This is a genomic window from Alicyclobacillus acidocaldarius subsp. acidocaldarius DSM 446 (genome assembly GCF_000024285.1).
GTDB classification, from domain to species: domain Bacteria; phylum Bacillota; class Bacilli; order Alicyclobacillales; family Alicyclobacillaceae; genus Alicyclobacillus; species Alicyclobacillus acidocaldarius.
Map to the genome: position 1 here is coordinate 108,638 of NC_013205.1, position 24,529 is coordinate 133,166.

The 24,529-nt window shown below is 62.6% G+C and carries 26 protein-coding genes, 3 tRNA genes and 1 other RNA gene; 24 read left to right on the forward strand and 6 right to left on the reverse strand.

The annotated features are described in order from the left end of the window. The first annotated feature begins 16 nt into the window (after positions 1–16). Positions 17–958 (forward strand): ROK family protein, encoded by a 942-nt coding sequence (locus AACI_RS00455; RefSeq protein ID WP_012809543.1) that lies wholly within the window; start codon positions 17–19, stop codon positions 956–958. Positions 959–1,005: 47 nt separating this feature from the next. Here AACI_RS00455 and AACI_RS00460 read toward each other — a convergent pair whose 3' ends face one another. Continuing rightward, positions 1,006–1,245 carry a YkuS family protein gene (locus tag AACI_RS00460; protein WP_008337934.1) on the reverse strand — a complete coding sequence of 80 codons (240 nt, stop codon included), beginning with the start codon at positions 1,243–1,245 and terminating at the stop codon, positions 1,006–1,008. Positions 1,246–1,343: 98 nt separating this feature from the next. On the opposite strand from AACI_RS00460, the gene AACI_RS00465 reads away from it, so the two are divergent. The 5 genes from AACI_RS00465 to AACI_RS00485 all read left to right on the forward strand — a co-directional run bounded on the left by AACI_RS00465 (position 1,344) and on the right by AACI_RS00485 (position 2,631). Beyond that, entirely contained in the window at positions 1,344–1,673 is a 330-nt protein-coding gene (locus AACI_RS00465; RefSeq protein ID WP_012809544.1) for a hypothetical protein, read from the forward strand. A 141-nt stretch (positions 1,674–1,814) separates the two neighbouring features. Continuing rightward, complete coding sequence (locus AACI_RS00470) at positions 1,815–2,129, forward strand: hypothetical protein (RefSeq protein ID WP_012809545.1); 315 nt, start codon at positions 1,815–1,817, stop codon at positions 2,127–2,129. A gap of 53 nt (positions 2,130–2,182) precedes the next feature. Beyond that, positions 2,183–2,410 (forward strand): hypothetical protein, encoded by a 228-nt coding sequence (locus AACI_RS00475; protein WP_012809546.1) that lies wholly within the window; start codon positions 2,183–2,185, stop codon positions 2,408–2,410. Positions 2,411–2,475: 65 nt separating this feature from the next. Then, positions 2,476–2,551: transfer RNA gene (locus AACI_RS00480), tRNA-Met, on the forward strand. 3 nt (positions 2,552–2,554) lie between these two features. Continuing rightward, a tRNA-Asp gene (locus tag AACI_RS00485) sits at positions 2,555–2,631 on the forward strand. Between the two features lie 63 nt (positions 2,632–2,694). On the opposite strand, the gene AACI_RS00490 is transcribed toward AACI_RS00485, so the two are convergent. Further along, positions 2,695–4,833: an MMPL family transporter gene (locus tag AACI_RS00490; protein ID WP_012809547.1), complete on the reverse strand. Its 2,139-nt coding sequence runs from the start codon at positions 4,831–4,833 to the stop codon at positions 2,695–2,697. Positions 4,834–4,957: 124 nt separating this feature from the next. Between AACI_RS00490 and AACI_RS00495 the strand changes: the two genes are divergently transcribed. After that, complete coding sequence (locus tag AACI_RS00495; RefSeq protein WP_012809548.1) at positions 4,958–5,581, forward strand: TetR/AcrR family transcriptional regulator; 624 nt, start codon at positions 4,958–4,960, stop codon at positions 5,579–5,581. Positions 5,582–5,924: 343 nt separating this feature from the next. Here the strand turns inward: AACI_RS00495 and AACI_RS00500 are convergent, their stop codons facing one another. Further along, positions 5,925–6,467 carry a 1,2-dihydroxy-3-keto-5-methylthiopentene dioxygenase gene (locus AACI_RS00500; protein WP_041707732.1) on the reverse strand — a complete coding sequence of 181 codons (543 nt, stop codon included), beginning with the start codon at positions 6,465–6,467 and terminating at the stop codon, positions 5,925–5,927. Between the two features lie 118 nt (positions 6,468–6,585). Then, positions 6,586–7,671 (reverse strand): YjgB family protein, encoded by a 1,086-nt coding sequence (locus AACI_RS15535; RefSeq protein ID WP_012809550.1) that lies wholly within the window; start codon positions 7,669–7,671, stop codon positions 6,586–6,588. A gap of 274 nt (positions 7,672–7,945) precedes the next feature. Between AACI_RS15535 and AACI_RS00510 the strand changes: the two genes are divergently transcribed. From AACI_RS00510 to AACI_RS16480, 4 genes are read left to right on the forward strand one after another with little or no spacing between them, the layout of a single operon-like run. After that, entirely contained in the window at positions 7,946–9,181 is a 1,236-nt protein-coding gene (locus tag AACI_RS00510; protein ID WP_012809551.1) for a 2,3-diketo-5-methylthiopentyl-1-phosphate enolase, read from the forward strand. Continuing rightward, positions 9,178–9,852, forward strand: a complete 675-nt coding sequence (locus AACI_RS00515) for an MtnX-like HAD-IB family phosphatase (RefSeq protein ID WP_012809552.1) — start codon at positions 9,178–9,180, stop codon at positions 9,850–9,852. The genes AACI_RS00510 and AACI_RS00515 overlap by 4 nt, the downstream gene beginning before the upstream one ends. Continuing rightward, positions 9,836–10,471, forward strand: a complete 636-nt coding sequence (gene mtnB, locus AACI_RS00520) for a methylthioribulose 1-phosphate dehydratase (protein ID WP_012809553.1) — start codon at positions 9,836–9,838, stop codon at positions 10,469–10,471. The genes AACI_RS00515 and mtnB overlap by 17 nt, the downstream gene beginning before the upstream one ends. Positions 10,472–10,520: 49 nt before the next feature. Next, positions 10,521–10,697, forward strand: coding sequence for a hypothetical protein (locus tag AACI_RS16480; RefSeq protein WP_012809554.1), 177 nt, complete (start codon positions 10,521–10,523; stop codon positions 10,695–10,697). Between the two features lie 375 nt (positions 10,698–11,072). Here the strand turns inward: AACI_RS16480 and asnB are convergent, their stop codons facing one another. Then, positions 11,073–12,920 carry an asparagine synthase (glutamine-hydrolyzing) gene (gene asnB, locus AACI_RS00525; RefSeq protein WP_012809555.1) on the reverse strand — a complete coding sequence of 616 codons (1,848 nt, stop codon included), beginning with the start codon at positions 12,918–12,920 and terminating at the stop codon, positions 11,073–11,075. Positions 12,921–13,078: 158 nt separating this feature from the next. Here asnB and AACI_RS00530 point away from each other — a divergent pair, with 158 nt between their 5' ends. The 5 genes from AACI_RS00530 to AACI_RS00545 all read left to right on the forward strand — a co-directional run bounded on the left by AACI_RS00530 (position 13,079) and on the right by AACI_RS00545 (position 15,411). After that, complete coding sequence (locus tag AACI_RS00530) at positions 13,079–13,399, forward strand: late competence development ComFB family protein (protein ID WP_012809556.1); 321 nt, start codon at positions 13,079–13,081, stop codon at positions 13,397–13,399. After that, positions 13,396–13,881: a tRNA adenosine(34) deaminase TadA gene (gene tadA, locus AACI_RS00535; RefSeq protein ID WP_012809557.1), complete on the forward strand. Its 486-nt coding sequence runs from the start codon at positions 13,396–13,398 to the stop codon at positions 13,879–13,881. The genes AACI_RS00530 and tadA overlap by 4 nt, the downstream gene beginning before the upstream one ends. A gap of 9 nt (positions 13,882–13,890) precedes the next feature. Further along, positions 13,891–13,980, forward strand: a tRNA-Ser gene (locus tag AACI_RS00540). Then, positions 13,979–14,182, forward strand: an RNA gene (ffs, locus tag AACI_RS15675) — signal recognition particle sRNA large type. Before AACI_RS00540 ends, ffs begins: the two co-directional genes overlap by 2 nt. Before the next feature lie 125 nt (positions 14,183–14,307). Then, positions 14,308–15,411, forward strand: coding sequence for a two-component system sensor histidine kinase NtrB (locus AACI_RS00545; RefSeq protein ID WP_012809558.1), 1,104 nt, complete (start codon positions 14,308–14,310; stop codon positions 15,409–15,411). Between the two features lie 4 nt (positions 15,412–15,415). Here AACI_RS00545 and AACI_RS00550 read toward each other — a convergent pair whose 3' ends face one another. Beyond that, positions 15,416–16,036, reverse strand: a complete 621-nt coding sequence (locus AACI_RS00550) for a hypothetical protein (protein WP_012809559.1) — start codon at positions 16,034–16,036, stop codon at positions 15,416–15,418. A 194-nt stretch (positions 16,037–16,230) separates the two neighbouring features. On the opposite strand from AACI_RS00550, the gene dnaX reads away from it, so the two are divergent. The 8 genes from dnaX (at position 16,231) to AACI_RS00590 (ending at position 24,465) form a co-directional block, all read left to right on the forward strand. Beyond that, on the forward strand, positions 16,231–17,991 hold the full coding sequence (gene dnaX, locus AACI_RS00555) for a DNA polymerase III subunit gamma/tau (protein WP_012809560.1): 1,761 nt from the start codon (positions 16,231–16,233) through the stop codon (positions 17,989–17,991). Next, positions 17,988–18,299 carry a YbaB/EbfC family nucleoid-associated protein gene (locus AACI_RS00560; RefSeq protein ID WP_012809561.1) on the forward strand — a complete coding sequence of 104 codons (312 nt, stop codon included), beginning with the start codon at positions 17,988–17,990 and terminating at the stop codon, positions 18,297–18,299. The genes dnaX and AACI_RS00560 overlap by 4 nt, the downstream gene beginning before the upstream one ends. 2 nt (positions 18,300–18,301) lie before the next feature. After that, a complete protein-coding gene (gene recR, locus AACI_RS00565) occupies positions 18,302–18,901 on the forward strand; it encodes a recombination mediator RecR (protein WP_012809562.1) in 600 nt (199 codons plus the stop codon). A 63-nt stretch (positions 18,902–18,964) separates the two neighbouring features. Continuing rightward, the gene (mscL, locus tag AACI_RS00570; protein WP_012809563.1) at positions 18,965–19,426 is read left to right on the forward strand and encodes a large conductance mechanosensitive channel protein MscL; all 462 of its coding nucleotides are present in this window, start codon (positions 18,965–18,967) and stop codon (positions 19,424–19,426) included. Between the two features lie 207 nt (positions 19,427–19,633). Beyond that, complete coding sequence (locus tag AACI_RS00575; protein WP_012809564.1) at positions 19,634–20,323, forward strand: GntR family transcriptional regulator; 690 nt, start codon at positions 19,634–19,636, stop codon at positions 20,321–20,323. Positions 20,324–20,338: 15 nt separating this feature from the next. Then, a complete protein-coding gene (locus AACI_RS00580; RefSeq protein WP_012809565.1) occupies positions 20,339–21,892 on the forward strand; it encodes an ABC transporter substrate-binding protein in 1,554 nt (517 codons plus the stop codon). Positions 21,893–22,150: 258 nt separating this feature from the next. After that, positions 22,151–23,368 carry an IS256 family transposase gene (locus AACI_RS00585; RefSeq protein ID WP_012809566.1) on the forward strand — a complete coding sequence of 406 codons (1,218 nt, stop codon included), beginning with the start codon at positions 22,151–22,153 and terminating at the stop codon, positions 23,366–23,368. Between the two features lie 203 nt (positions 23,369–23,571). Then, entirely contained in the window at positions 23,572–24,465 is an 894-nt protein-coding gene (locus AACI_RS00590; protein ID WP_148213708.1) for an ABC transporter permease, read from the forward strand. Positions 24,466–24,529: the final 64 nt, after the last annotated feature.

Here is a 24,529-nt window from a genome sequence, read left to right on the forward strand (position 1 = left end):
GGAGAAGGGGCAACGGATGGAACAGAAGCTTGCGCTTGGCATCGACATTGGCGGCACGAACGTGAAGTTGGCCATCGTGCGAAGCGATGGCCGCGTGTTGGTGGACAGGTCCATCCCCACGGCTCCCGAGCGGGGGCCGGAGGCCTTCTCCCGCACGGTCGGCGCAGAGGCTCGTGCCATGGCGAACGAGGCGTCCGTGGCGTGGGACTCCGTCGTGGGCGCGGGCGTGGGCATGGCGGGCTTTCTGGATGTGGAGCGCGGATGGGTGGAGGAAGCCGTCAACTTGCACTGGCGGGATGTTCCCCTCGCGGATCTGCTTCAGTCGGCGCTAGACAAACCTGTTCGCGTGGACAACGACGCCAACGTCGCGGCCCTCGGCGAGGTGTGGCTCGGCGCGGGGCAGAACGCGCACACCGCCCTCTGCGTCACGCTCGGCACGGGCGTCGGCGGCGGTATTGTCATTGGGGGGCGCATCCACCGCGGTGCCTCGACCATGGCCGGTGAAATCGGTCACATCATGGTGAAAAACGACGGGGAGCTTTGCAACTGCGGCCACCGCGGCTGCCTGGAGACCCTCGCCTCGGCCACCGCGCTCGTGCGCCACGCCGTCGCGGCTGGGGTGAAGAGTCCAGGTGGGGGGGAACTCACCGCGAAAGAGGTCTTTGCGCTGGCCGCGGAGGGCGATCCGGCCGCGCGCGCGGTCGTCGACGACATGATTCACTGGCTGGCGGTGGGGCTCGCGGTCGTGGCCAACATCCTGAACCCGGACGTCATTGTCGTCGCCGGCGGGCTCGTGAACGCGGGAGATCAGCTCATGGAGCCGCTTCGTGCCGCGTTTCAGCGGGAAGCGCTGGCCCGAGTCGCGCGCGCGTGCAGATTGGTCCCCGCGAAACTCGGGGATCAGGCCGGCGTCCTGGGCGCCGCCCGGCTGGTGCTGCAGGATATCGAAAGCCTGTGAGGCAGGCGGTTTCCCCTGCCTCACGTTTGGGCGAACGTCGCGCGGAGTCAGCGGAGGTAATCCTTGACGCGATCGTACACAGCCTCGGGCGAAAGGCCGTCCGCGGAGATGACGGGGACCTGCTGGATGGCGCTCTGCATGCCCATGAGGTTCTTGTCGAGCCCCGTGATCACGACGGCGCCCACCGAAGGCTCCATGTGGGAGGACATGTCGACCACCTGACAGCCCTGGCTTTGAAGGTACTCTTTGACCGGCGTCAGACCAGGTTCCACAGCCACGGCTTTCATGACGCATCCCTCCTTGGGCGTTCGTTCAGGGCATAGTGTTTGAGGGCGAATCGAAAATATGCGGGTGGGGTTTTGCCTTGGAAGGAGGTGTCACCCAAGTGGGACACGTGCACATGATCTTCGGCGTCATCCTCATCATTCTGGCCATCCTGGCGACGGCGTGGGAAATTGCGGCGCAGCGCGGGCTGCCTCGAGCGCTGCGCGGTGTCGTCATCGGGCTCTTTGACCTGCAGGTGTTGCTCGGCATCATCACGTGGATTGTGCGCAGGCCGAACTGGTCGTTTGTGTTCCATCCCATCATCATGATCGTGGCGGTCATCATCCTGCACGTGATGACGTCACCTTCCGCCACCCGATCCCGCAGGTTGACGGGATGGATTGTCGCCACGGTCTTGTTCATCATCGGCGCGGCGATTTATCACGCCTGACGGGCCTTCGCTTGCATGGAGGCCGTTCCATCTCGCGGCCATGCGATCCCGACAGGGAACAATCACCAGCAGACAATCGGTTCAGATCTTTGTAGAATCGATAGAGAATGGAGATTGGCTTGCCGACAAGGGGCTTGACGCATGGCCGACCGACTGCAATTGCAAATCCGATACCCGGAACAGGGGCTCACCGAGCGCGAGCGACAGCTGGTCGTCTGCCTGGTTCAGCGCATCTGCGTGCACCATCTGCAGCGGCGGCGCGATCGCTCGGTCCACATTCGGCCGGCGAATGTGGACTCCATCCATCTGCTCGTGAACGAGGTGATTGAGGTGGAGCCGGCCTTGGCTGACGACGAGCGCGGCGAGATCCTGCGGGCGCTCGTGGAGGACGTGAATCGCACGCTGGCGCTCTGCGGCATCCGCGGCGAAGACATCGTGCGGGTCCATTTGGCGTAGCCCGCAAAAGTGGCGCCGAGGCGCGGGACTCGGTACAATCGGGGTGGGGAGTGATGGCCGTGAAGCTTCACATCTCGACGTTTCAGATGCCGGACGGTATGTACATAGCTACGTGCGCAGAGATCCCCATGTGCCGGGCGCTGCGGCAGAACAAGGGACACGCGGTGCAGGACGTGAAGCAGCAGATCCGGCGCTTTCTCGCGGAGCGGCAGGCGGAGAATCGTCCGTTTGAGCCGGAGCCGCTGTTGGAAATTGAAATTGAAGCGCCGAATGGCGCTTGACGAGAAGGGCATGCTGTGTTATAGTCTAAAGCGTTCGCCGCGTTAAGCGAACGGCGAAGGAACCTCGCGGGGTGGAGCAGTTGGCAGCTCGTCGGGCTCATAACCCGAAGGTCGCAGGTTCGAGTCCTGCCCCCGCAACCAGATGGAGCCGTGGTGTAGAGGCCTAACATGCCTGCCTGTCACGCAGGAGATCGCGGGTTCGAATCCCGTCGGCTCCGCCAAAAAGGACCGCTCACGTGAGCGGTCCTTTCGCCTTGTATGGGGCCAGCTTCGGGCGTTGTGCGCTAGGTGCGCCTCGGCCACCGCGCCGCGTCTCCGAGAAGCGCGGTGATGGCGGGGACCATCCAAGGCCGCACCACGAAGGTGTCCAGCAGCACGCCGATGGCCGTGACGACGCCGAACTGAAGCAGGACCTGAATCGGCAGGGACGCGAGCATGGCAAACGTGCCTGCCAGGATGAGGCCGGCAGAAGTAATGACGCTTGCCGTGTCGGCGACGCCCCGTTCCACGGCGGCGTCAGCCTGTCCCCGGCGCCAGACCTCCCAGATGCGCGACATGACGAAGATGTTGTAATCTTCGCCGAGTGCCACTAGAAAGACGAACGCGTAAAGCGGGATAGCCCCCTGCATGGCGGGCTGATGGAGGACCTCACGAATCACGAGCCAACCAAGGCCCATGGCGGCGCCGTAGGAGAGCACGATGGTCGCGAGGAGATAGAGCGGCGCGACGACCGACCGCAAATAGACGAGCAGGAGGAGCCCAATGGCGACAAGCACAATGGGGATGACCACCCGCGTGTCTCGAGCCGTGATCGCTCGCGTGTCTTCTTGAGCGGCGGTTTCGCCGGCCAGGAAGACGTGCGCGGCTTGCCCACCCGCTGAAGCGCCCTTGGCCGCAGCTCGCTCGATGGATGACAGCGCCGCCATGGCGGTTTCGCTATAGGGGTTCGTTCGCAGCTCCACCTGCATCAAGGCCACGTGGGCATGGTCACGGACCGCCACCAGGTGCACCTGCTCGACGGCGGCGAGCGATTGCACGGCGCGGACGGCACCTTCGGGGCTCCCGCCCTCGACCAGCACGTCGATGGGCGCGAGCGCGCCTGGGCTCTCGTGGGCCGACAGCACGGCGTAGCCTTCGCGCGAAGGCATGTCCGCCGGGAAGGACGAGAGCAGATCGTAGCTCGTGCGCACGTGTGGCAGGGCGAGGCAGCAGGCGGCGAGGGCGAGCGAGCCAAGGACGGCCACCGGCTTGCGCCGCCGCACCGCTGTCCGCCCGAGCCAGCGCGAGACGCGCCCTGGCCGCCCTGCGTCCGGCGCATCTGGTTCATAGCGGGGAATTCGTGGCCAAAACGCCGCGCGCCCAAGCGAGCCAATGAGCGCCGGCACGAAGGTGATGGCGACGAGGGCCATCACGAATACCGCGACGCTGAAGGGGATCGCGAACTCGTGAAAGGACGGCGATCGCGCCGCCAACAGTGACAGAAGCGAAGCGGACACCGTCAGGCCGCTCATCAGAATGGCACCTGCCGCGCTTTTGTAGCCAGCGCGCAAGGCGTCGATCGGCCGCTCATGACGCCGCAGCTCCTGGCGGTAGCGGGCGATGAGGAACAGGCAGTAATCCGTTCCGGCGCCAAACAGTAGCACCGTCAGGATAGACAGGGTCTGCGCGTCGAAGGTCAGGCCCCCGTAACGCGCCCACGCGCCAAGCAGCGAGCTCACGACGGCGTATGCGATCCCGACGCTCACGAGCGGCACCAAGGCCAGGATGGGCGAGCGGTACAGAACGATCATGAGTGCCAGCACGAGCAGCGTCGTGGCGATGAGCAGGGCGAGATCGGCGTGCTGGAACAGATGCGTGGCGTCGACTGCAATGCCTGCTGGCCCTGTCACGTAGGCGTGCAGGCCGGGACGGTCCAGTGCGAGATTGAGCGCGCCGGCGCCGACGGCGCGGCGGAGGTCCTGATCGATCTCGTCCACGGCTTGATTCAGCTGGTCCTGCGATGCGTCCGCGCGCAGGAGCACGGGGAAGCTCACCACTTTGCCGTCATCCGAGGCGAAGCGCGCCGCAGCTCCGGACGGGAGCGCATCGAGCGGGGGCACCTGCGTTTGTGCCGTCACGGGATGCGTGCGAAGTTCGCGGACGGTCCGGCGAATGGCAGCCCAATCGGCGGAGGAGATGCCGGTCGGATCGTAGAAGACGAGGATGGCGGGCGTGCCGGACGATGCGGGGAACGCATCCCGCACTCGGGCGGTTGCCATCTGGCTGGGAGCCGAGGCGGGCAGAAGCGTGGAGCGGTTGATCTCCTCTTTGGACGCCGCGGGGAAGACCGCGGCGAGCAAGGCAGCGGCGAGGAGCCATCCGAGGATAGCCGCCGCGCGCCAGGTCCGGCTCCACGTTCGGACTTTCGGTTCGAATCGATGCAATATCGTCGACCTCCTTTCAGCGATGGCATAATTATATATACCGGATAGTTAATTTGTAAATGCGCTTTGCGCGCTGTGCAAAATCCGATACCATCGAAGGCGATGTCGATGAGAAGGTGAGACCATGCGGAACGCGAGGAGCCGGCGACCTGGGCGCCCGCCGCAGGTGGAGATGGAGGAGCCGACGGCTGAAAAAATTCTCCGCGCGGCTGCTGAGTGCTTCATGGATCAGGGATTCGCGGCGGTTTCGATGGACGACGTCGCGGAACGAGCTGGCGTCACGAAGGCTGTCGTGTATTACTATTATGGTTCCAAGACGGAGCTGTTTCAGCGCGCGATGATGGAGGTCATGCGCGCTTCCCGCGAGCGCACGCAGGCCATTCTGCGCGAGAACGGGCCGCTGCGCGAGCGGCTGCAGAAGCTCACGCGGACCCGCCTTGCCATTCCAGCGACGCTCGACATGAACCACATCCTTCGGGGCAGTCAACGCGCGCTTCGCCCGGACCAAGTGGACGAGATGCACAGAGCGGAAGAGCAGCTGGTGGAAGTCATCGCCCAAGAATTGCACGCGGAGATGGAACAGGGGCGCTTGCGGCCGGTGGACGCCATGTTCGTGGCGCGCTCGTACCTCGCGCTTCTCGGCATGGGGCAGGCGGAGATCCGGCGTCGCGGTGGAGGACAAGCCGCCATCGACGAGATTGCGGAAGAAATCGTGGATCTGCTGTGGCGCGGGATTGAGCCGCGGTGAGGCGAGGGCGTGACGCGCGCCCATCTTGCCAAAACCGGGCGAACGTCTAAGCTGACGGGCGCCCCGCCACATACCGTATAGCGAACGCTCGCAAGAAGGAGGAGGATGTTCATGTACGGTGTGTTTGGTGGGTACACCCGTTGGGCGGTCGTGTTCCTGATCATCTTCGTGCTGTTCTTCCTGTTCGTCCCGGCTGCGCCGGTTGCGACGGCGTCCTGCTGAGAGGCGGAGCCGTCGGGGCGGCGGCTTGGCCGGGCCGCCGCCTGTTCTCCTGTGCGTTCGGCTCCTTGGCGGATTTCCGGCAAAAAAGGCGGCCATGCCGGCCGCCGACGCATGCGCGCGATCACGCCTGTTGAAATGCAGGGTCCTCGTACGGATGCGCGACCCATCCCGCCGGATCGATGAACAGGCGGACGGCCACCACCTTCCGCTCGTCGGTGAGCGTGAAGAAGTGCGGGTTGCCCTCCGGGACAGAGATCACGTCACCGGCGCTCAACACCACGTCGAAGTAGCCGCCGTCTTTCCCCTTGATGATGAAGATGCCGCTACCCGACACGATGGCGCGGACCTCGTCCTCGGTGTGTGTGTGGACCTGCTCGAACTTCTTCAAGAGTTCATCCAAGTTGGGCGTCGACTCCGAAAGCGAAATGACGTCCCACTTCACGTAGCCCCGCTTGCGGGAGAGGTCCTGGATCTCCTCCTGCAGGGCCTGAAGAATCTCGTCCTTTTCCGCGTCTGAAAGATCGAACTTGCCCTTCAGCGCCTCCGGCAGCTTCCGATCGACGTCCCAGTGATCGTAATAGACCTCATTGCGGTTCAGGAACTCGCGAACCTGGTCCTCGCCGCGGATTTCTTCGCCCGTGTTGCGAATCCGTACGTATGCCACCACGCCGACCTCCCTGTGTGCATCTCCAATGCCGCGGACATCCGCCGCTTGCTGTATATCGTAGAATTCCGCCCGGCATTTGTCCACAGGCAGGCGGATCGACAGCGGAGGCGTCATCTTAGCTCAGGCTGAGCCAGGCGCTGTTGCCCAACATCGCGGCGCCGGACGTGGCCTGGTAGATGACCCGGATTTGTCCCATCTCTCCCTGCATCCATGGCGCATACACGAAGACCATCGACGCCTGATTCGGGTAGGCGAGAAACCCGGGTGCCGTGGCGTGCGCTTCGGCGCGGGCGAGGGTCTGCGCCCATGTGTCGACGACGGCGTCGCCCCGCTTCGGGATCCACTCGATCTCCTCCAACCGATACCCTTTGGGCGCGTTCGCAAGATGAAAGCTCACCGTGTGTCCGCGCCCGCTCGGCGGGCGGTCGATGACGACGTCGGGAGCCGGCTGGGTCGCAGCCATCAGGTCCACCGTGCCCTGAGGCCAGAAGACCGAGACGTGATCGACCGTGGGCCCGCTGTGACCGCTCGGAAGCCTTGGGAACACCCACAACAGCTGATAGTCGGGTCCGGCAGGATAGAGGTAGATGTAGGAGTCCTGCGTATAGCGGACGCTGCCGGGTGCGCCGAGGACGCCGGCGATTTCATGGTACGTGAGCGTGCGGAGCGCCTGCGCGTAGGATCGCACGTCGAAGATCTGCTCCCCTTTGTTGAGGCCAAACGCCACGTCCTTCGCGCGGTACGTGAAGTACACGCCGGAGCCCGCATAGGCCTGTGAGGACGGCGATCCCCAGGCCTTGATCACCTGATCGATGTTCTCCCCGTCTGCAAACGGCACGCCGGGAAGTGAGCCGCGCAGTGCCGCCTGCATCACGCTGCGCACCATCTCGCCCGGATTCGGCGCGCGGCCCGCGTTCGCGCTCTCGGGCGCTGTTCTCGTCCCCGCGTGCGAGGCGGATGAAGAAGCGGGCGCCGCATCTGCGCTGGAAGCGGCGGTGTTCGCGACGTTCCTCACTGCTCCCGCTCCGTTCATGCCGCCCGCGAGATCGGTCTTGGCCGTTTGCGTCGCGCCGCACCCCGCAACCGTCATCGCGATGGCCATCGTCGAGCAGAGCCCGAGCCAGGTGGACCAGTTTCTCTTCCAACTTGCGCGCTCGTGCGCATCTCGCGCCCTTCGCGCTCCCTCTGTTCTGTCCTTCACGGCGAAGCCCCCTTGGGAAGCGAATGAACCGCTGATCATGAGACGATCCCGCCGCGCACGTGGTGACAAACCGCTGCCACACGCTTCATCTCACTGCCGCTGGCCTCCTGTCCACATGCTTATCCACAATTTCATCCCCAATATCCACAGGTCGCTGTGGAAAACCGCGTGTGACGGGCGATCTCGCTTGTGTATAATGGCGGTTGGATTACCCACAGGGATGTGGACGACTCGGCCCGAGTTCCACGCTGAAGGAAACGAGGTGGCTGATAAGATGGTGAACCAGGATTCCTCCCCTCGCGATGCGGTGGTCGCCACCTATCGCTTGCGGGATCGTAAGGACAAACTGGAGGCGAGAGCCGAGGGCATTGCCGTAGGCCTGACCATCGGGACCTGGACGGACCTTCCCGCCGCGCGCAAGTCCGAGGTGGCGAAGCACTGCGGCCGCGTGGAGGGCATTCGCGTCCTGGACGAACGGCCGGACGGAGACGTCGTCGCCGAGATCGACATCGCGTATCCCGTGGCGAACCTAAATGGCACCTTTGCGTCGCTCCTCGTCACGGTGTTTGGCAAGCTGTCCATGGACGGCGAGATCCGGCTCGAGCGGCTTCAGATGCCCGATGAGCTCGTGCGCCAGTTCCCCGGGCCGAAGTTTGGCGTCGAGGGCGTCAGGCGGCGCCTCGGCGCGTACAACCGCCCGCTCGTCATGAGCATCTTCAAGGCGTGCGCGGGGCTCACGCTGGACGAGCTCGTCGAGGCGTTTGGCGAACAGGCCGAGGGCGGCGTCGATCTCGTCAAGGACGACGAGATCTTCTTCACGGAGGCGTACGCCACGCCGGAGGATCGCGTCCGCGCCTACGCGGCGAAGGCGGACGAGATCGCCCAGCGGACGGGGCGAAGGACCGCCTACGCCGTCAACCTCACCGGGCCGGTGCACAGCCTGCGTGAGAGGGCCCGCAGGCTCGCGGAGCTCGGCGCCGGCGCGCTGCTCGTCAACGTGGTGGCCTACGGCTACGACGTGGTGGCCGATCTCGCCCGCGATCCCGACGTCGATGTGCCGATCCTCGCGCATCCGGCTGTGTCGGGGGCGCTGTACGGATCGCCCAACTACGGCATCGCGGCGGACATCGTGCTCGGGCAGCTCATGCGGCTCGCGGGGGCGGATATCGGCATCTTCCCGTCCATGTACGGCAGCGTGACGCTCGGCCGCGAGGCCACGGACCGGCTGCTTCAACACCTGCGGGCGGAAGGACCGCACAAACCTGTCCTTCCCGCGCCGTCCGCCGGTATCTATCCGGGCCTGGTTCCGCGACTGTACCAGGACTTCGGCGTCGATCTCGTGCTGAACGCGGGCGGTGGGATTCACGGCCATCCAGGCGGCGCGCGCATGGGCGGTCGCGCGTTTTTCGACGCCATCTGGGCCGTCGAACACGGCGTGCCGCTCGAAGAGGCCGCGAAGGATCGCCCGGCCCTGCGCCAGGCACTGGAGAAGTGGGGGATGCCCTCGTGACCGTGCGCGTGGTCTGTGATTTTGACGGCACCATCTCCGAACGGGACATGATCGTGAGCATCATGCGCCACTTCGCGCCGGAGGCGAGCGAGCCCATCATCCAGGCCGTGCGCGCGGGCGAGCGATCCGTCAAGGACGGCGTCGAGGCGATGTTCGCCCTCATCCCGTCGGATCAGTACGGCGCGGTGGTGGCGTACGCCCAGGCGGCGACCGCCGTGCGCCGAGGTTTTCCACAATTCATCCACACCTGTGAACAAGTTGGGTGGAAAGTCGCGATCGTCAGCGGCGGATTCGACTTTTTCGTGGAGCCGGTTATCCACAGCTTATCCACAACACCTGTGGATATCTACTGCAACCGGATCGACGCGAGCGGGCCGCGCCTGCGCGTGATCTGGTCGAAGCCCTGCGACGAGGCGTGTGACGGCGGCTGCGGCCTGTGCAAGCCGCGCGTCATCCGCGAAATCGCGCAGCCGGGCGATCGCGTCATCGCCATCGGCGACGGGGTCACGGACGTCAAAGCCGCGAAGATGGCCGATTTCGTCTTTGCGAGAAGCGATCTCCTGCGCCTGGCGCGGGAGTTGGGCCTGCCCCACCTTCCGTTTGAGACGTTTGACGACATCACGGCGGCGATTCTGGACAAGAGGAGCGAATTGTATGCCCACCTTTCATGAGGCGCAAACGAGCGTGATCGAGCTTGCCCACTTCGCGGCGAGCCGCGGCTGGTTGCCCGCGACGAGCGGCAACCTGTCGGTGAGGGTGACGGACCATCCGCTCCAGTTTGCCATCACGCGAAGCGGCGCGGACAAATCGCGGCTCCGGCCCGAGGACGTGCTGCTCCTCGACGCGGACATGCGCGTGCAGGGTGATGGGCCGTACAAACCTTCCGCGGAGACCACGGTGCACGTGGCCCTATACCAGAAGTTCGGGTGCGGCAGCATCCTCCACGTCCACACGGTGTACAACAACCTGGTGAGCGAGCTGTACGCCGATCAGGGCTTCGTCGAAATCCGCGCGCACGAGCTGGTGAAGGCGCTCGGCCACTGGGAGGAAGACGCTGTGGTACGCATCCCGATTGTGCCGAACTGGGCGGACCTTCCTCGGCTCGGCTCGGCTGTGGCCGAGGCGGCGCGCGTCGACGTCCCCGCCGTGCTCGTCCGCGCGCACGGCGTGTACGCGTGGGGCGACACGCCGGACGATGCGCGCCGGCACCTGGAAGCGGTCGAGTTTTTGTGCGAATACGTCTACAAGCTCGATCTCGTCCGCCTAGCCCGCGGCCTCGGCGCCGTATAGCGGCGAGGCGTTCCGCGCACACTACTCGCTGAAAGCGGGGTGGAGCGCCGTGGGCCCTGAATTTGCGTCGTGGTTTCAGGATCTCGATTCCGAGACCATCATGTGGATGATCATCCTCTCGGTGATGCTCATGCTCGTCGGCGGGGGACTCTTGTATTGGGATCACGTCATGCGCAAACACGAAGAACCCGTGCATCCGCTCGATTCCCCTGGGGAGCGGCGCTGACAGGCCCGATGAGGCCGTCGGCGCCGCCATTCATCTGCGCAAGGCCGCGAAGACCACCTCGCACATCATCGCATCACATACACCTTTTCTCCCGACGGGAGCAGGCGATTTGCCCTATCGCGCGAACGGGCCGAGCTATTGGTCTCGGCCCGTTCGCGCGTCGTGCCGTCGCACGCGGATGTCCACCACGGCCCAAGCCGCGGCGATGCCCACGACAAACGCGAGTCCCCACAGCCAGTCCGGCACCATGATGACCAGCCTCCTTCGGTCTGCCGCTAGCCTGCGCGAAAGGTGGGGCCGCTATGCGCGACCCACGTGCGCGGACCGGCCACGGGGTCCCCGGCCCGGCAGGAGCCTGGGTGCCTGTTGCCACCCTCACATCACCCGCACGCGGTACGCCTTCATCCACTCGTTCACTTCCCACAAGTAGTGGAACATCTGGGCGGTGCCCATGATCTGGCCGAACCACGGCCGGTGCTCCATGGGATGCTTGCTCATCTCCGCCAAGGCGCGAATGGCGTTCGAATCGACAAACGGCAGGATGGGCGAGGACGGATCGTTCAGCATGGCGAGGGCCCGCTGGCGCACGAGGGCCAGATACGCCGGGTGGGGTGTGGAAGGGTACGGGCTCTTCTTGCGGTACAGCGCTTCCCGAGGCAGGAAGTCTTCCATGGCCAGCCGCAGGATGCCCTTGACCTCGCCGCCCGCCGTCTTCAGCTCCCAAGGAATGTTGAACACGTATTCCACCAGCCTGTGATCGCAGAACGGCACCCGCACCTCGAGGCCGGACGCCATGCTCATGCGGTCCTTGCGGTCGAGCAGCGTGGGCATGAAGCGCGTGATGGACAAATAGCCAATCTCCCGCACGCGCGCGGCGCGGCCCGTCTCTCCAGGCAGGCGTGGCACCTCGTCAAGCGCTTCGTGGTACCGCTCCTTGACGTACGATTCGGGGCGGATGCGGTGCTTCAGTTCGTCAGACATGATGGCCATGCGCTCGTACAGCCTCAGCGACCATGGGAACGTGTCCGCGGCGAGCGCGTCCTCGCGGTGAAACCACGGATAACCGCCGAACACTTCGTCCGCCGCCTCGCCGGACAGGGCCACGGTGACGTCTTCCTTCACGCGCTTGCAGAAGAGATAAAGCGACGTGTCGATGTCCGCCATGCCGGGGAGATCGCGCGCGAACAGTGGATCGGCGAGGTGGCGCTCCAAATCCGGCGTGTCAAAGGCGATGGGGTGATGGACGCTGCCGATGTGCTCGGCGATCATCTTGGCCCACGGGCCGTCCAGGCTCTTCTGGAACGCGTTCGCCTGAAAGTACTTCTCCATGTCGACGAACTCGATCGCGTACGTATGCAGGGGATCGCGCTTCATGCGCTGGTAGTAGCGCGCCGCGACGGCCGACACCGCGCTCGAGTCGAGGCCGCCCGACAGAAACGTCCCAAGCGGCACATCGGAGACCAATTGGCGCTCGACGGTGTCGATGAAGAGATGGCGCACCGTCTCCACCGTCTTCTCCAGGGAATCCGCGTGTTCGCGGCTCTCGAGCTTCCAGTAGCGCCGGACGGAGATCCCCTCTGGCCGCGCGATGAGCAGATGCCCCGGTTTCAACTCCTCGATGCCCTTGAACACGCCGAGCCCGGGGGTTCGCGCGGGGCCGATGGCGAAGATCTCGGCGAGCCCCGTCTCGTCAATGACCGGCTCCACGCTCGGGTGCGCGAGGAGCGCCTTGAGCTCGGACCCAAACGCCAATCCATCCCCGATGCGCGTGAAAAACAGGGGTTTCACGCCCAGGCGATCTCGTCCGAGCACGAGCTTCTCCTCGGCCTGATCCCAGATGGCGAACGCAAAGATGCCGTTCAGCCGCTCGACGCACGCCTCGCCCCAGGCGATGTACGAGACGAGCAGCACCTCGGTGTCCGAATAGCCATCGAAGCCGTAGCCGCGCGCGGCGAGATCGCGCCTCAGGTCTTCTGTGTTGTACAGCTCGCCGTTGTACACGATGGTGTAGCTGCGTCCGTTCACCGTGCGGGTCATCGGCTGCTTGCCGCCTTCCGGATCGACCACAATCAGCCGGCGGTGGGCGAAGAGCGCGTGCGCCGCCGCGAACCAGCCGCTTGCGTCGGGGCCGCGCGACACGAGCGCCTGCCCCATTTGTTTCACGATGTCGATGTCCGGCCGCAGATCGCGCGTCCAGTCGACCCAGCCAGCAATTCCGCACATGGGCAGTTCCTCCTTCGCATGACGCCACTTGGCGTAGACCACGGAATCGACATACCTTATGCGGGCGGGCCAGGATAGGTGCCCAGGAGTTCGGCGCGGCCGCTTCGCGGTTTTGGTATACTGGGGCGAGAAAGGCGCTGCGCGAGGAGGAGATGCCGATGCCCATCGTCAATATGACCGAGGTGCTGGCGAGGCAGATCTTGAAGGATCCGGAGCTTCAGAAGCTGCTGCCGTGCCATTGCGATCAATGCCTCGACGACGTCCTGGCGATGGCGCTGAACCACCTGCCTCCGCGCTACGCCACGACGGATGAGGGGCAGCTCTACGTTCAGGTGGAGTATCTGCGGCCCCAACTTCGATCCGACATCCTCCGCGAGCTGACCCAGGCGGCGCTTCGGGTATCGAGCCACCCGCATCACCCGGGCTCGGGCGATGCAGATGCGTCGCCGGCGGAAGACGAGGGCGGATTGCGCGCATGATGGAACAGGCAGCCGACGAGCGGTTCATGCGCCGGGCGCTGGAACTGGCGGAGGAGGCGGCTCGCTGGGGCGAGGTGCCCGTGGGCGCCGTGGTAGTGGAGAACGGGCGCATCGTCGGCGAGGGGTTCAACCGCCGGGAGACGTGGCGGGATGGGACGGCGCACGCGGAGATGTTGGCCATCGAGGAGGCGAGCCGTCGGCTGGGCGGCTGGCGCTTGACAAATTGCGTCTTATATGTCACACTTGAGCCTTGTCCGATGTGTGCCGGAGCCATCGTCCTGTCGCGGGTGCAACGCGTCGTGTACGGCGCGACGGATGCGAAGGGCGGGGCCGTGGCGTCCAAGGTCCGGCTTTTGGAGCCGGGGCTCTGGAATCACGCGCCGCAAATTACCTCTGGCATTCTGGCGGACGATTGTGCTAAACTATTAACGGACTTCTTCCGGAAGCGCCGACTGAAGCGGCGCGACGGGGAAGTGTCCTGAGACCATCGCGGAGAGATGTCTGAGTGGTCGAAAGAGCCCGCCTCGAAAGCGGGTAGGTCCGCAAGGGCCTCGTGGGTTCGAATCCCACTCTCTCCGCCAGAAAGATCGGTGTCCGGCGAGCCGGACACCGATTGTGCCAAAATGGGCGAAAAAACGCGGCTTTGGACCAAATCCTGATTGGGTCCCGCGCGGCGAAAACTCCCGAACCGTGTCAGGTCCTGACGGAAGCAGCACTAAGGGAGACCTTTCGGGCGACGCGGGGGTGCCTGATCGGGGTTTGGTTCAAGGCCGCGTTTTGCTGTGCGCTGGCCCATGCTGCGCTCGTGTCGAACGTCGTCGAATCCCGGGATCTTTCGTCGATGGAGCAGGATTTGCTCCTGGAGCTACGAATACACCCAAGACAACGACTGCGACATAGAGTGGGTGATGCTTGTGCGCGGCGCACGCAAGTCGAGCGCGGTTCGTGAATCGCTCTCCGGGCAAGTGAACCTCATCCACGCGGGCGTGGTATTTCTCTCGAAAGACCTGCTCATTCGCCTGGAGAACCGGCTCGCCAAGGACTTGTTCGGGTGGACGGAAGAACGATGCATCGCGCCTCTTTACGAGGTTTTGCCGATAGATTCTGAGGAATACCAATTGCTCTGCCGCATCGTGGTCGAGGACTGCGAGTATCGGGACGTGGTCGTCAAGTGGGAGGCGGGCGGCACGGTTCGCCACGTCCTCATGGACTCGTTCGTCGCGCGTCACGCGGAGACGGATGAAGCGGGCGTGTACGTCGTGCTGCGGGACATGGGCAACTTCGCGCTGCTCAACCAACACACGGAGAAAATTGAGCGCATCGCGACCATCGGGCGCCTGGCTGCGGGCGTGGCGCACGAAATTCGCAACCCGTTGACGACCATCAAGGGATTCCTCCAGTTGCTCGAGCAGCGCCTCGAGCGCGTGGACATGTTCGACGAGATCGCGTACATCCGCGTGATGATGCAGGAAATTGAGCGGGTCAACGCGCTCGTGACGGAGCTTTTACTGCTGTCAAAGCCGCAGGACATGACGTGGACCACGGTGTCTGTATCTGAGGTGCTCGGCCACCTGCGCCCTTGGCTCGACGAGGAGGCCCGCAAGCGGGGCGTCGAGACGGTGTACGAGGTTCCGGCCGATCTCGAACTGCAGGCGGATCGCGGCATGATGGATCAGCTGTTCGCCCATCTCGCGAGAAACGCCATCGAGGCGATGGACAAAGGCGGACGGCTCACCATTCGCGCTCGCGCGGAAGAAGGGCGCGTGGAGATCGAGTTCTCCGACACAGGTCCAGGGATTCCGTACTACCTCTTCGACCGCATCTTCGACGTGTTCTACACCACGAAGGAGAAGGGCACGGGCCTCGGTCTCGCCATCTGTCAGCGCATCGTGGCCGATCACGGCGGGCACATTCGCGTGAGTTCGAAAGGGTTCGGCACGACGTTCACGGTGTCGCTGCCGCAGACGAGATCGTCGTCGCTCCAGGTGATTCGCCACCGCCAGTCGTCCTGACCGTTCAGAAGTTGCTCACGGTCCAGAACAGCGCGGCGCCCCACGCGTTGCGCGACCATTTCGTAATGGACTGCGTGATGCAGAACAGGACGCCAATCGCCACATCGGGCCATGCGCGAGCCCAGGGCACGTGGTAGGCCAACACCTGAACGGCCGCGTGAAGCGCGCCGAACCACGCGCCGCCGAGCGCAAGCCCGGGCCACGAGGGGTGCGGGCGGCGCAAGAGGGCGAGATCGAGATAGGCGTAGACGTAGGACATCCACAGGGCTTCGAGGAAACCCCACAGGGGCACGTAAAGGACGAGCACCGCGGGGAGGCCGAGGGCGCGGCGGGCGAGGTCGAAGTGCGAGACGCGGAACCCCATGTCTTGGGCGGCGAAGAGAAGGAACAGGTAGACGAGGCTGTAGGCGATTCCCAGCGTGAAGGAACGGCGCGCGCCCGTGCTCATGAGCGGAAGGTCTCGCCATCGGACGGGGCCCCACCAGGTGGCGGCGAGCGGCGCGGCGACGAGAGTGCATTGCACGACGAGCCCGCGCCAGAATCCGAGCGGCACCGCCGTCTGCGGAACGACGTTGGCGAAGAGCGCCCCCGCGATGGGCGCGAGGAGGACGAGGATAGGCGCCATCAAATCGCCTCCCTGCAAGCGTTCAGATGGTTTTGGCGTTTCCATCAAGGGGAAGATTCGATGACGGCGGACCATCTCCTCTCTGAGCGCACCTGCCTCCGCCCCGGCCGGGCTTTCGGGTGGGCGTTCGATGTTCGCCTCGCCGTGAAACGGGCCTCCTCCTATGGTAGAGTATCGGTGGAAGGAGGCCCAGCATGGCGTACCAGGCACTCTACCGCGCGTATCGCCCGCAGACGTTCGAGGACTTGGTCGGACAGCCTCATGTGCGCCAGACCTTGACCAACGCGCTGAAAAGCGGGCAGCTGGCGCATGCATACCTGTTTTGCGGGCCGCGCGGTACGGGAAAGACAAGCACCGCGAAGCTCTTGGCCAAGGCGGTCAACTGTCTGCAGCCGAGAGACGGCTTCGAGCCCTGTAACGCCTGCGAGGCCTGCACGAGCATTCAGCGCGGATCGAACGTGGATGTGCAGGAAATTGACGCCGCGTCCAACCGCGGCGTGGACGAGATCCGGGATCTGCGCGATCACGTCCATTACCTCCCCACGATGGCGAAGAAGAAGGTCTACATCGTGGACGAGGTCCACATGCTGACGCCGGAGGCGTTCAACGCGCTCCTCAAGACGCTGGAGGAGCCGCCGGCGCACGTCTTGTTTGTGCTCGCCACCACGGAGCCCCACCGCCTTCCTGCGACCATCATCTCGAGGTGCCAGCGATTCGATTTCCGCCGCATCGCGCCGGAAGCCATTGTGGAGCGCCTGCGCCTCGTGGCGCAGAGCCAGGGGATTGAAGCGGCCGATTCCGCGCTGTGGCGGCTTGCTGAAGCGGCCGACGGGGGATTGCGCGACGCGCTCGCGCTGTTTGAACAGGCGGCGGCGTTTGGGAACGGCCGGATCGATGACACAACCGTCGCCGATGTGGTGGGCAGCGTCGATATCGGATCGCTCGTGGCGCTCGTGGGCGATCTCGCCGGGCGCTCGTTCCTCTCGGCCATGGACAGGCTCGGGCGCTGGTACGCGTCGGGCAAGGATGCGAGCCGCATCGTGCACGACCTGTTGCAAGTGGTGCGCGATTTGTTTATCGTCAAGCTGTCGCAAAGCCCGGACGCCCTCGCCGGCAAGCCTGTGGATCCGTATCAACCGGTGGCGTCCCGCGATGACGTCACAGTAGACTGGCTGCTGGCCGCCATGCGCAAGCTGGGCGAACTCTACACGCAGCTTCGATACGTGGAAGAGCCGCGTTTGGCGCTCGAAGCGGTGCTGATGGGCCTCGCGGCCGAGAGGCGGTCCAAAGACGACGTGGATCCGGCGGGTTCCATCGAACCGGCGCGCACGGGTGCCGCCGCCCGGCGGGAGGGACGCCCACCCGAGCAGCCGGCTCAAGCCGACGCCGATTTGCCCGTTCAGGCGTCCGCCCCGGCGCCTCCGGCGCCCGAAGTTGCGCAGGGCGATCCGGATGCGCGTGAGGCGGTGACTCGATCCGCCCCCGCCCGCGCGGCCGCGCACCGCAAGCGCGAGACGCTGGCGCGGCTGTATCGCGATCGCGACGAGGCGCTCGAGGCGCGGCTGCGGGAGATGTGGCAGGACGTGCTCGCGTCCGTGAAGGCGAAACGCGTGCAGACGCACGCTTGGCTTTTGCACGGGGAGGTGGCGCTCGCCACGCCGCGCGCCGTGGTGCTGTCATTCAAGAGCCGCATTCACCGCGAGGCCGTCATGAAACCGGCGGATCGCGCGGCCATCGAAGCCGCGCTCGCCGAGGCGCTCGGACAACCTGTGCATCTCTTTGCCATCCTGCAGGCCGACTGGGAGGAGTTTGCGGCGTCTTTGGCTCCGGCCCTCGCCGAGGAAGCCGGATCGCGCGAAGACGGCGAGGCGCCGTCGACGGATGTGGTCCAGTTGGCCATCGACCTGTTTGGAGCTGACAAAGTGACCGTGGAAGACGAGGGAGACGACCGATGAAAAACATGAACCAGTTGATGCGCCAGGCGAAAAAGATGCAGGAAGAAATCCTGAAGGCCCAGGCGTCGCTCGCGGAAAAAGTGGTCGAAGGCACGGCGGGCGGCGGCGCCGTCAAGGTGCGGATGAACGGGCACAAGGACGTGGTGGCGGTCGAGATCGACAAGAGCGTCGTGTCGCCGGATGACGTGGACATGCTCCAGGACCTCATCCTCGTGGCCATTCAGGACGCTTCTCAGAAGGCGAACGATCTCGTCGAAGAAGTCATGGGCAAGTACACGCGCGGCCTCAATCTACCGGGGATGTTCTGACGATGTACGGGTACCCGGAGCCGGTGGCGCGGGCCATCGAACATTTCATGAAGTTGCCCGGCGTTGGGCCGAAGACTGCCGCGCGCCTGGCATTTCACGTGCTGGAGATGAGCGAGGCCGACGTTAAAGCCTTCGCCAAGGCGCTGATCGATCTCAAGACGGGGCTCACAGAGTGCGCCGTCTGCTGCAACATCACGGAAGCGTCTCCGTGCGCCATCTGCCGAGACCCACGCCGAGACCGGCGCGTCATCTGCGTCGTGCAGGAGCCGCGGGACGTGATCGCGATGGAGCGCACGCGCGAGTATCATGGGCTGTACCACGTGCTGCACGGCGCCATCTCGCCGATGGAGGGCGTGGGCCCGCAGGACATTCGGATTCGGGAACTGGTGACGCGAGTGGGCGAGAACGAGATTGAGGAAGTCATCCTCGCCACCAACCCGAACGTCGAAGGCGAGGCGACGGCGATGTACATCTCGCGCCTGTTGAAGCCGTTCCAGGTCAAGCTGACGCGCATCGCGCATGGCTTGCCGGTGGGCGGCGATCTCGAGTACGCGGACGAGGTCACGCTCGCGAAGGCCCTCGAGGGCAGGCGGGCGCTGTAGCGCGGCGCTTGGACGAGGGCTGCCTCGCCGTGCCTAGAATCACGCTGTTCAGGAGGTACGGTTGTGTTTCGGGAGTTTTTCAAGGACTTTCGAGCGTTTATCCGACGCGGGAACGTGATGGATCTGGCCGTCGCTGTCATCATTGGCGGGGCGTTTGGGCAGATGGTCACCGCGCTCGTCAATGACGTCATCATGCCGCCCATTGGGCTTTTGCTTGGCAAAGTCGACTTCAGCAACCTGTACATCAATCTGTCCAAGAAGCATTATCCATCTCTCGCCGCGGCCAAAGCCGCCGGTGCCCCTATCATCCAGTACGGGTTGTTCCTCAACACGGTCGTCAATTTTCTGATTGTCTCGCTTGTGATCTTCGTCGCGATCCGGCAGCTCAGCCGGCTGAAGAAGCCGGAACCTGTGAAGGCTCCGAACACGAAGACCTGCCGTTTTTGCCGATCCGAGATTCCGCTCGAGGCTCTACGCTGCGCGTATTGCACCTCGTTTGTGGAGGGCGAAGTCGAGGAGGCGTAGTGTGTGCGCAGGGGGACGGGGGGCGAGGATGCTCCCTTTTTTGTGGTTTGAAGAATCAATTCGGAGTCCTTTCATAGGAGAAGTGGCAGCAAACATTACAGAATGAATTGATTTTACAGATAGATAGTGCATATAATCAAATTCGTAATAGATACGTAGTCGACCGTCGACTGTCGACAGCATGCAAACAGGATGGAGAGGCGATCTGTGACGGCCATTCAGCGGAGCGAGCCTTTGGTCAAGCAAGTGTACAAGTATCTCTACCACGCCATCTTGTCGGGGGAATTTCGTCCTCGTGACAAGGTGGTGGAGACTCACATTGCGGAAAGGCTTCAAGTCAGTCGAAGCCCCGTTCGCGAAGCGATAAGACTTCTGATCCAACGGGATCTTCTTGTGGAGGATGCGGACGGAGTTCGAGTATTTCAACCTACGCAGCGCGACTTCGCGGAACTGTATGAGATGAGGCTCGCCCTTGAACCGGTGGCAGCTGAGCGTGCTGCCGAGAACGCGCATTCGACTTGTGTTGCTGCGCTTCATGAGAACGTTAAACAAACTGAACAGGCGCTTGCCCTCGGAGACTGGGACAGCATTGTGGCACTCAACAAGGAGTTCCACGAATGCATATGGCAGATGTCTGGGAATCGAAGGATTCTCAAAGCTATGCAGGAAATTACCGATCTCGTCCAGTTCTATTGGCGAGCACTTCTCGACATCCCTAATCTGGATATTCAAATCGTGGGAGACCACCAGCAAATCGTCCAATACATTGAAAGGAGGGATTCTGCTGGAGCACATACCGCTATGAAGCAACACGTAGCCAAAGATCTTAGGGTCATATCAGAACGCTTTCGAGACGCAAAGAATGCCTTTAAAGAACAAATCTTAGATGAAGCTTAAGGGGGTTCATCCGATATGAAACGCAGTCGATGGTTCAGTGCGTTCGCAGCGATGTCGCTCGTGGGGATGGTTACCGGATGCGGACAAATGGAAACCTTACCCGCGTCGGCCAACTCCCCTGCTTCTGAGGCCGCTGATGCTCGCATGACGACGCTCACGGTCGGTCTGCAGGCGGATCCAGCCACACTCGATCCAGCGCTCTCAAGTGCTCTCGTCGACCGTCAGGTAATGGCCAACATTTATGACACGCTCTTCTCCCTCACACCGAGCGGAAAAATCGTCCCGAATCTCGTTGAATCGTATTCCGTGTCCAAGGACGGCCTTGTATACACATTTCAGCTCCGACGAGGTATCAAATTTCAGGATGGAACACCGTTCAACGCAGAGGCAGTTAAGTTTAACTTGATGCGTGATATGTCCCCTACATCTGCAAGAAAAAGCGAGCTCTCCTCTATCGCGAGCATCGAAACTCCGGCGACGTATACGGTTGTCATACATCTCTCGCATCCTTATAGTCCTCTGCTCGCTGTCCTGACGGATCGCGCTGGCATGATGGTTTCGCCGACGGCAGTGAAGAAAGAAGGGGCCAACTATGCTGACCGTCCCGTTGGAACAGGGCCATTCATGTTTTCCAGTCGTGTGAAAGGCGACCACATCACACTGATTGCGAATCCGCATTATTGGAAAGGTAAGCCAAAACTGAGTGGGGTTACATTCAAAATTTTCACAGATCCGAATGTCGAAATCACCAATCTGGAAAATGGGAGCATCCAGCTTGCGGACCAGGTTCCATCGCAACAACTTCCTATTCTCGAAAAGAACTCGAATTTCGTGGTCTCAAACAAACCTGGTATTGGGTATCAAGGGATTTATTTAAATGTATCCCAGCCGCCATTTAACAACAAATATTTGCGCTTAGCTGTCGATGCGGCCATCAATCGTTCGCTACTCGTGAATGTCGCATTGAAAGGAGAGGCGACTCCTGCTTGGGGGCCATTCAGTCCTGAATCTCCCGTCTTTGACCGTGCCCTGGATCTGCCGCCTGCGCCAAACTCTCAGCTCGTGGGGAAGTACTTGAAGGAAGCTGGAGATCCAAATGGCTTCAGCTTCACGCTCCAAACGGCAAATAATCCTGTTTCGACTGAAATCGCGCAGATCGTGCAGAGCATGCTCCAGCCCTATCACATCCAGATGAATATTCAGCAACTTGAGTTCGGAACGTTGCTCGCGAACAACACCAACCACGACTTTCAGGCATCGGCCTTAGGGTGGTCGGGGCGCATTGATCCGGATAACAACGCTTATCAGTTCTGGCACACGGGCGGGGCGCAAAACGGCTCGAATTTTAGCGACCCGACAGCGGATAAGTTGCTCGACGAAGCTCGCGAGACATTGTCAATGACACAAAGAAAAGTCTACTACGATGAATTTGTTCAAGAATTACACCGTCAGGATCCGTATATTTTCCTTTACTTCCCAAATAACACGTACGCGTACACAAAGCAGTTGCATGGATTCCAATCGTATCCGGATGGTGTGTTCCGTCTGTACTCCATGTGGCTCTCGTGACACGCAACATCCTCATGGGCCTCTGCCGCATCTGTGGGGAGGCCCAGTTAGAAGGTGAATGGAGTGCGCTACGTTATCGAGCGATTCATCACAACGATCCCGGTATTGTTTTTCTTAAGTATCATGGTTTTCAGTTTCATTCACCTTATTGTTAGAGTCTCAAGTGGTGGTGTAAAATTCGTCGTCTCCAATTGACGAAGAAGCCACCGTGCGTGTCTACTAAGTGTGACCAACACCAAAAGTAGGAGGCACGCAACGATGGCTTCGCTCAATAGCTTCGCAGTTCTCGAATGGATTCGCAAGATGCAAGACGTGGATCAGATCGATTTTTTACGGGAATTGATGCAACTCGTGACGCAGTTCCTCATCGATGCGGAAGCCGCAGAGAAAATCGGTGCCGAGCGCTATGAGCGGACGGAGAGCCGTGTCACACAACGAAACGGCTATCGTTCAAGGGCCTGGGACACGCGCCTCGGGACGGTCGATTTGAAGATTCCAAAGCTCCGTCAGGGCAGCTTCTTCCCTTCCATTCTGGAGCCCAGGCGTCGAGCGGAACAAGCGCTGGCTTCTGTGATCCAGGAAGCGTACGTGAAGGGCGTGAGCACCCGCAAGGTCGATGACCTGGTGCGAGCGTTGGGCCTGGATGGCATTAGCAAAAGCGAGGTGTCTCGCCTCTGCCAGCTCATCGATGAAGAGGTTCGCCAGTTCAAGGAGCGGCCGCTCGAGCGTGAGTATCCGTACGTGTGGCTGGATGCCACGTTCCCGAAGGTGCGGGAGGGCGGCCGCGTGCAGAGCATGGCGCTGGTCATCGCCATTGGCGTCACGGACACCGGAGAGCGCGAAGTACTCGGATTCGATGTCGGAACGAGCGAGGACGGCGCGTTCTGGTCGGACTTTCTGCGCAGCCTGAAGGCGCGAGGTCTTCGGGGCGTGCGTCTGGTGGTGAGCGATGCGCACGCAGGCTTGCGCCAGGCCATTTCGGAAGTGCTGACGGGCGCGACGTGGCAACGCTGCAAAGTGCACACGATTCGGAACGTGTTGAGCCAAGTGCCGAAGAGGGAGCAGTCGATGGTGGCCTCGATCATCCGGACGATCTTCACCCAGCCCACGCAAGAAGCGGCCCGCGAGCAGCTTCGCCGAGTGGTCGCGGAACTCCGGGGGCGTTTCCCGAAGGCGATGGACATTTTGGAGGCAGCAGAGGAGGACGTGCTGGCGTTTATGGCGCTACCCATCGAGCACTGGCGGCAGATCTGCTCGACCAACCCGCTCGAGCGGCTCAATCGAGAGATGCGTCGGCGGATGGACGTCGTGGGGATTTTCCCGAATCGAGCATCGGTAGTGCGCCTCGCTGGAGCGATTTTGCAAGAGCAGCACGAAGAATGGCTGGTGTCGCGGCGATATTTCAGCCTGGAGTCGATGGCGAAACTCAAGCCCAACCGTCCGCTCCTCGCAGCCGAGGCGATGTTGCAAAAATAACGTGTGGGAAGGGGCGTGCGAGCATGGCAGACCAAGGCTTTGTCCCCTAATGGCTTGGAATCGACCGGCGAGCGCGACGTCAAGGGCGTCCAGAGGACGAGCGAAGCGTCCCTTGACAGAGCGTGAAGACGGTCGATATCGCCCGGAACGGGACAAAGCCGACCGATGTCACACAGTAGACACAAACGGTGAATTTACACCTCTTGACGGGACACTACCACCTTATTCCAGGTAACCCGGCAGAAATTCTCCTTGGGCAGGACGCAACGCCGCAGGCAATCCATGCCTTGGATGCCCAGATGGGGCTCGACAAGCCCCTGTTGATGCAGTACCTGACATGGCTGTTGAACGTATTGCGAGGGGACCTTGGCACGTCGCTTGTCGACCACGAACCCGTGTCACAACTTATCCTGCAGCGTCTGCCCGTTACAGTAGAACTTGCGTTCGGCACGATGATCGTCGCGATTCTCATCGCGTTTCCTCTTGGAGTCGCGGCTGCTGTCATGAGGGGGCGTGTGGCTGATTTTGTCGCGATGTTTACCGCGACTGTTGGCATTTCAGTACCTCCTTTCTGGCTGGGAATTTTGTTTTTGCTGCTTTTCACCGTCAAGTTCCACTTGGTGGCGAACTCGCTCTATGTACCGATCTGGCAGGACCCGTTGAAAAACCTGGAATGCATGCTTCTTCCGTGCGTTGCGACCGGCATCAGGGAGGCTGCCGTACTCTTGCGCATGTTGCGCTCCAGCCTGATGGACGCACTTGGTGAGGACTTTGTGCGGACAGCTTGGGCAAAGGGCCTTAAGGGAGCTGCGGTCACCTTAAGGCATGCGCTCCCCAACGCATTGGTCCCGGTTCTTACCGCAGGCGGGCTGCAGATAGCCGGGCTGTTGGGTGGATTGGTCATCACGGAGCAAGTTTTCTCTTTGCCGGGATTTGGGCAACTTTTGGTGCAGAGTGTCTTTAGTCGAGATTACACTACCGTGCAGGGTACAGCACTGGTCGCTGCGCTCATTGTCATCATCGTAAACTTGCTTATCGATCTCACGTATAGCCGGATCGATCTGCGGATTCGCACGGACGGGAGGATGGAAGCATGAGCCTTGCACCCGATCCCCATTTCTCACCCGTGGAGCCAACATCCTCGCCGGCGCGAACTCTGCC

Excerpts from the sequence above, each read along its gene's own strand:
- tadA (WP_012809557.1), top strand. The coding sequence starts at position 13,396 with ATGATGGAACAGGCAGCCGACGAGCGGTTCATGCGCCGGGCGCTGGAA.
- AACI_RS00550 (WP_012809559.1), bottom strand. The coding sequence starts at position 16,036 with ATGGCGCCTATCCTCGTCCTCCTCGCGCCCATCGCGGGGGCGCTCTTC.
- asnB (WP_012809555.1), bottom strand. The coding sequence starts at position 12,920 with ATGTGCGGAATTGCTGGCTGGGTCGACTGGACGCGCGATCTGCGGCCG.
- mtnB (WP_012809553.1), top strand. The coding sequence starts at position 9,836 with ATGCCCACCTTTCATGAGGCGCAAACGAGCGTGATCGAGCTTGCCCAC.
- dnaX (WP_012809560.1), top strand. The coding sequence starts at position 16,231 with ATGGCGTACCAGGCACTCTACCGCGCGTATCGCCCGCAGACGTTCGAG.
- AACI_RS00530 (WP_012809556.1), top strand. The coding sequence starts at position 13,079 with ATGCCCATCGTCAATATGACCGAGGTGCTGGCGAGGCAGATCTTGAAG.
- AACI_RS00475 (WP_012809546.1), top strand. The coding sequence starts at position 2,183 with ATGGCCGTGAAGCTTCACATCTCGACGTTTCAGATGCCGGACGGTATG.
- AACI_RS00455 (WP_012809543.1), top strand. The coding sequence starts at position 17 with ATGGAACAGAAGCTTGCGCTTGGCATCGACATTGGCGGCACGAACGTG.
- AACI_RS00545 (WP_012809558.1), top strand. The coding sequence starts at position 14,308 with ATGCTTGTGCGCGGCGCACGCAAGTCGAGCGCGGTTCGTGAATCGCTC.
- AACI_RS00495 (WP_012809548.1), top strand. The coding sequence starts at position 4,958 with ATGCGGAACGCGAGGAGCCGGCGACCTGGGCGCCCGCCGCAGGTGGAG.
- AACI_RS00470 (WP_012809545.1), top strand. The coding sequence starts at position 1,815 with ATGGCCGACCGACTGCAATTGCAAATCCGATACCCGGAACAGGGGCTC.
- AACI_RS00580 (WP_012809565.1), top strand. The coding sequence starts at position 20,339 with ATGAAACGCAGTCGATGGTTCAGTGCGTTCGCAGCGATGTCGCTCGTG.
- recR (WP_012809562.1), top strand. The coding sequence starts at position 18,302 with ATGTACGGGTACCCGGAGCCGGTGGCGCGGGCCATCGAACATTTCATG.
- AACI_RS00560 (WP_012809561.1), top strand. The coding sequence starts at position 17,988 with ATGAAAAACATGAACCAGTTGATGCGCCAGGCGAAAAAGATGCAGGAA.
- AACI_RS00460 (WP_008337934.1), bottom strand. The coding sequence starts at position 1,245 with ATGAAAGCCGTGGCTGTGGAACCTGGTCTGACGCCGGTCAAAGAGTAC.
- AACI_RS00510 (WP_012809551.1), top strand. The coding sequence starts at position 7,946 with ATGGTGAACCAGGATTCCTCCCCTCGCGATGCGGTGGTCGCCACCTAT.
- AACI_RS00585 (WP_012809566.1), top strand. The coding sequence starts at position 22,151 with ATGGCTTCGCTCAATAGCTTCGCAGTTCTCGAATGGATTCGCAAGATG.